Genomic DNA, 5,389 nt, shown 5'->3' with positions numbered 1-5,389 from the left:
GGTGGGGCAGATGATTGGGGTGAAGTCGTAACAAGGTATCCCTACCGGAAGGTGGGGATGGATCACCTCCTTTCTACGGAGTTTATTTCCGAATAACTTTACTTCTTGGGTCATGCCATCTCACTCTTTAGTTTTCAGGGAACACGAAAAATCCTCCAAGCCAAGCTTGGAGGATTTTTTATATACGCGTGTCCAGCAATCCATTAACGGAAAAGACTCCAACGAAAGGGAGAGGTTTGCGAACATGATTACATACCCATGAGATAGCATGTTCGCCTTTCAGATTCGCTGCCAGATTGCCGACCATTATGGTAGCTGATCCGATTTTTACTATGAAAAATCCATCCCGGTTTTCTCGAGGCTCATCATAATACAGGAGTGTTCCTCCCAGTCTCTCGATAGAAATGGAATGACTTTGGTATGTCTTTTGAACATAAATCCAACCATAAAGAGCCTGATTCTTTAAACAAGGTTGGTTCTCCTGTTAGGTTCGAATTTGGCCTGTACCACGAATTACATATTTGTGACTGGTTAGTTCTTTTAATCCCATTGGCCCACGTGCATGTAGCTTTTGCGTTGAAATCCCTATTTCTGCACCAAATCCGAATTCAAATCCGTCTGTAAAGCGAGTCGAGGCGTTATGGTACACAGCGGCTGCATCTACTTGTGCCAGGAATTTTTGTGCGGTTTTCTCATCTTCGGTGATAATCGCTTCTGAATGTTGTGTTCCATATTGGTTAATGTGTTGGATCGCTTCATCTACATTACTTACCACTTTAACAGCAAGGGTAAGATCAAGGAATTCTGCTCGATAGTCTTCTTCCGTTGCTGGAATGAGAGGGATTTCTTTCGCTACGCTCTGTGTTTTGTGACAGCCGCGAATTTCTACACCGTACTTGGTTAAAGTAGTTAAAACTTGAGGTAGCCAGGTTTCGACAAGCTGCTCATGAACAAGGAGTGTTTCGATTGCATTGCATACAGATGGACGTTGTGTTTTGGCATTGATGGTTATAGCGGTTGCTTTGTCCAGATCTGCTGCTTTGTCAATATAAAGATGGCAATTGCCTACACCTGTTTCAATCACAGGAACGATTGATTTTTGAATAACATGTTGAATCAATCCTGCTCCACCACGTGGAATGACCAAATCGATGATGCCTTTGGCTTGAATCAGGAAATCTACCGTTTCGCGTTCGGTGCGATCAATAAATTGAATCGCTTCTAAAGGAATAGCCGTACTTTCCAGTCCTTTTTGCAAGGCATAAACCAATTGATCATTTGATCGAAGAGCTTCTTTGCCACCACGAAGTACGATCGCATTCCCTGTTTTCAAAGCCAAGCCAGCTGCATCCACTGTGACATTGGGGCGAGATTCATATATCATGGCTATTGCCCCGAATGGGACTCTAACTTGTTCGATTTGCAACCCGTTCGGACGCTTAAAGGATTCCAGGATTTCACCAACGGGATCTGCCAATTCTACAATCTGATGGAGTCCTTCAATCATCTGTTGGAGACGTTTTTCGTCCAGAAGCAGCCGATCGATTCGAGCTTGAGGCAGTTGATTTTTTTGTGCTTGTTCAATGTCTTCTAAGTTAGCTTGAAGGATGGATTTACGGTGCTGCCATAAGGAATTGGCCATCGAAAGCAGTGCAGCGTTCTTTTCTTCAGTAGATAATGTTGCCAATATATGAGAAGCTTTTTTGGCTGCTTTTGCCTTGTTCAGTACCCATGCTTGTAAAGTAACAGTGTCGGTCATTTTTGCTCCTGCTACTATCAACATAGAAAAATGCCTTAAATCTAAAAGAAACCAGTGGTGTTAATGGATCTGCATTCGTAACTGTAATCATGGACATCACTAATAGGAAACCAGCTTTTTTTCAGGCAAATTTTCTATGAGTAGCAGGGTACCTCCTTTCCGTTTAGGGAATTTATTCAATTGGATGAAGTACATGTTTCTATGACTGGTTTATATAGTTGGCGTTTTCATCAAGAACCAAGATCACCAATGAATCTCGATGGATTACTTCATGATAATTGTGTAATTTCTCTCCTTGTTGTTTGCGTTTAAGCAGAAGGCGTAAATCTTGAGCAGAAAAACTGACCACTCCTTTTCCAACCATTTGGTTAGACGGCGAGCGAATTTCAACAATAGCTCCTTCATCAAAATCACCTTCTACTTCAATGATCCCTGCAATAAGTAAACTTCGGCGTTGATGGGTTAGAGCGTTTATGGCTCCTGAATCAATATAGAGTCGTCCTTCTGCTTTTGAACCGTAAGCAATCCAGGATTTTTTGCTGGGCATTCGCTGTTGGGCATAAAATCTTGTACCGATCTTTTCACCATTCATGATTCTTTTTAAAACATCTTTTTCAGAACTGGAAGCAATGACAACATCAATACCTGAATGTGTAGCCATACGGGCCGCGATTAATTTTGTCCGCATGCCTCCTGTTCCTACAGGACTACCGGGATTACCAGCTAATTTCTCAATTTCTGGTGTGATTTTCCATACTTCAGGAATCCGTTTGGCTGTAGGATCTTTATGTGGATGACCTGTGTACAGTCCATCAATATCAGTCAAAAGAATGAGTAGATCAGCCTCAATGATTAATGCAACCAGACTGCTCAAAGTATCATTGTCTCCAAAGCGTATTTCTTCCACAGTGACACTGTCGTTTTCATTGACAATGGGCAGGATTCCGTTTCGTAATAGAGTTTCCATTGTATTACGAATATGGATAAAACGCCTGCGATCTTCAATATCGGATCGGTTAAGCAAGATTTGAGCCGTTAAAATGTTTTGACGAGCAAACAATTTTTGATACATATCGGTCAGAAGACCTTGTCCTACAGCGGCAGCTGCCTGTTTTTCGGGCATCGTGATATGATGACGTGACCATCCCAATATTCCCAAACCAGCAGCAATCGCTCCGGATGAGACCAGAGCAATTTGATACTTTCCACTTGATTGCAGGGAAGATATTTGTTCGACGAAGCTATCTATCTTTTTTTGACATAGGCTTCCATCTGCAGCAATGAGACTGCTAGAGCCGATTTTTACAACAATACGTTTCATTTCAAGCCCCCTTTCCATATTGAATGTCGAGAAAATAATAAAAGCCTTCCGTTCCCGAAGGACGAAAGGCCTAACTTCCGCGGTACCACCTTCATTGACAAGATCTCATGATTAGAAAAGGGAGAGATCATGTCCACTTCATCTGTATAACGGTCAGCAACCGTCCCGCTTTTCACGGGCAGTTCAGGAGGCGGGGTCAGCCTATTCCACGGCAGGATCTCACAGCTATTGATCCCACTCTCTGAGCGCTTCCTAGACTTACTCACTCCATCATCACTTCAATGAATGATTGTTTTTTACATATTTATACACCGATATGTATGAACTGTCAACATAGGATATAAACCTGATTTGTGGACAAAAGATCATTTAAGCGTTAGGGTTCCTTTTCAATTAGTAAAAGTCGCTAAAAATCAGAACAAGAAATGCGGGTATGTCATCGGCCTTTATTTCTTTTGCTTATGGGGAGATTTGGATCATCCTACTTTTTCTTCTGTGTGATTGTTTTTTCTTACATACAGATATCCAATGATGAGAATGGCAAACCAAAATGGAGCGACATACAAGGCAATACGTGCATCTTTATCCAATCCGATCATTACGACGACAATTGCCAAGAAGATAAGAACAAGCCAGTTCGTAAATGGAGCACCAGGCATTTTGTAAGAGCTCTCAGGCAACTTTTTTTCTTTTACCATTTTGTGATACTGCATATGGCTGATCACAATCATACCCCAGGTCCAAATGGTACCAATGGTCGCTATACTCGTGACGTATTCAAACGCTTTTTCTGGTACTAGATAGTTAAGCACTACACCAATTAGTAATACGATACTTGAAGCGGTTAGTGCGAATGAAGGGATTTGGCGATCATTCAGTTTTGAGAATGCTTTTGGAGCATGGTTATTTCTGGACAGAGTCAGCAGCATACGTCCTGTGCTAAATACTCCACTGTTACAGGAAGATAATGCAGCAGTCATAACAACGAAGTTAATAACAGCTGCAGCTGCAGGAATCCCGATATTTTCAAAGGTGAGTACAAATGGGCTTGTTTTGCCATCTAGTTGATTCCAAGGATAAATAGCCATGATGACAAACAATGCACCCACATAGAAGATTAAGATTCGCCAAATGATTTTATTTATCGCTGAAGGAATGGTTTTGTCCGGATTTTGTGCTTCTCCAGCTGTCACGCCAACCAACTCAATTCCTTGGAAAGCAAATACAACCATTTGTAAGGTTAAAAGCATGCCTATGATTCCATTCGGGAAAAATCCTCCGTGCTTCCAAAGATTCGAAATGCCAATAGGGTGCCCTTTGTATCCGAATCCGGTCGTAATTATTAGAGTACCGATCACAAGTAAAGCAATAATAGTAACGACTTTAATAAGGGCAAACCAAAATTCGAACTCACCGAAGAGTTTTACAGCGACCAGGTTAATCAGATAGACAAAAATAAGAGCGATTAGGGCAGGAATCCATTGAGGCAAGTTTGGAAACCAGAAAGTCATGTATTTACCTACGGCCGTGATTTCAGCCATACCTGTTACAATCCACATAAACCAATAGTTCCAACCAGTAAAAAATCCAGCCCAGGGACCGATAAACTCTTGAGCATAGGCGCTAAATGATCCAGAAACAGGTTTGTATAAAATCATCTCACCTAGTGCTCGCATCATAAAGAAAACGATGATTCCAGCAATCAAATAGGAAAGCATGAGAGCAGGACCTGCTGCCTGAATGGCCTTTGCTGATCCCAGGAAAAGACCAACACCAATAGCTCCGCCAATGGCTATTAACTGAATATGGCGATCTTTTAGCTCCCTTTTCAGGTTTTCTGACTGATTCATTTATGGGCACCTCTTTCCATTGTTATCCAAACTTTTGCTTTTGCTTCAAACATTATTGAAACAGTTGTTGAACGACTGAATCCATTATTTTTAAATTCGATTCAACCGGACAAAACACTTTGATCTGCTATGAATGGATGTATTGGATATCTGGAAGAATCGAAACTTAAAGGATATTATTTGCTAGCAACTAAGGGGTTATTCTTTATTGCTTCCATCATTTTTAATCCTCTTTAAACAGTAGATTAGTCAGAAAACGCTGGGTAGGAGAGTACGACACAGTCGTTATAATTTCTTTCTAAAAAAATATAAAAAAGGTATTGCATGTTTTGTCGAAGCATGATATATTATTCACTGTCGCCGCGATGAGCGGTGAAAATGAGAAACGCACCTTGAAAATTAGATAAGGAAATGAAGTCAAGTCAAGGGTATCACCGAGACGAGTACCTTTAGCAACAG

At 41.2% G+C, this 5,389-nt stretch carries 3 protein-coding genes, 1 rRNA gene and 1 other annotated feature; of the genes, 1 reads left to right on the top strand and 3 read right to left on the bottom strand.

Translation table 11 applies throughout. The annotated features are described in order from the left end of the window. Window positions 1–73, top strand: a 16S ribosomal RNA gene (locus BMZ78_RS18090); the annotation flags it as partial. A 411-nt stretch (window positions 74–484) separates the two neighbouring features. Here BMZ78_RS18090 and BMZ78_RS18085 read toward each other — a convergent pair. The 3 genes from BMZ78_RS18085 to BMZ78_RS18075 all read right to left on the bottom strand — a co-directional run bounded on the left by BMZ78_RS18085 (window position 485) and on the right by BMZ78_RS18075 (window position 4,930). Further along, window positions 485–1,759, bottom strand: coding sequence for a glutamate-5-semialdehyde dehydrogenase (locus BMZ78_RS18085; protein WP_245739941.1), 1,275 nt, complete (start codon window positions 1,757–1,759; stop codon window positions 485–487). Window positions 1,760–1,958: 199 nt separating this feature from the next. After that, the gene (gene proB / locus BMZ78_RS18080) at window positions 1,959–3,080 is read right to left on the bottom strand and encodes a glutamate 5-kinase (protein ID WP_245739939.1); all 1,122 of its coding nucleotides are present in this window, start codon (window positions 3,078–3,080) and stop codon (window positions 1,959–1,961) included. A gap of 54 nt (window positions 3,081–3,134) precedes the next feature. Further along, window positions 3,135–3,363: a binding site (T-box leader), on the bottom strand. A 193-nt stretch (window positions 3,364–3,556) separates the two neighbouring features. After that, window positions 3,557–4,930 carry an amino acid permease gene (locus BMZ78_RS18075; RefSeq protein WP_093231781.1) on the bottom strand — a complete coding sequence of 458 codons (1,374 nt, stop codon included), beginning with the start codon at window positions 4,928–4,930 and terminating at the stop codon, window positions 3,557–3,559. Window positions 4,931–5,389: the final 459 nt, after the last annotated feature.

Origin of the sequence: Thermoflavimicrobium dichotomicum (assembly GCF_900114055.1) — a bacterium.
Classification (GTDB): Bacteria; Bacillota; Bacilli; order Thermoactinomycetales; family Thermoactinomycetaceae; genus Thermoflavimicrobium; species Thermoflavimicrobium dichotomicum.
The sequence above is the reverse complement of the archived record's forward strand: the minus strand, read 5'-3'. Positions and strand labels throughout refer to the sequence as shown.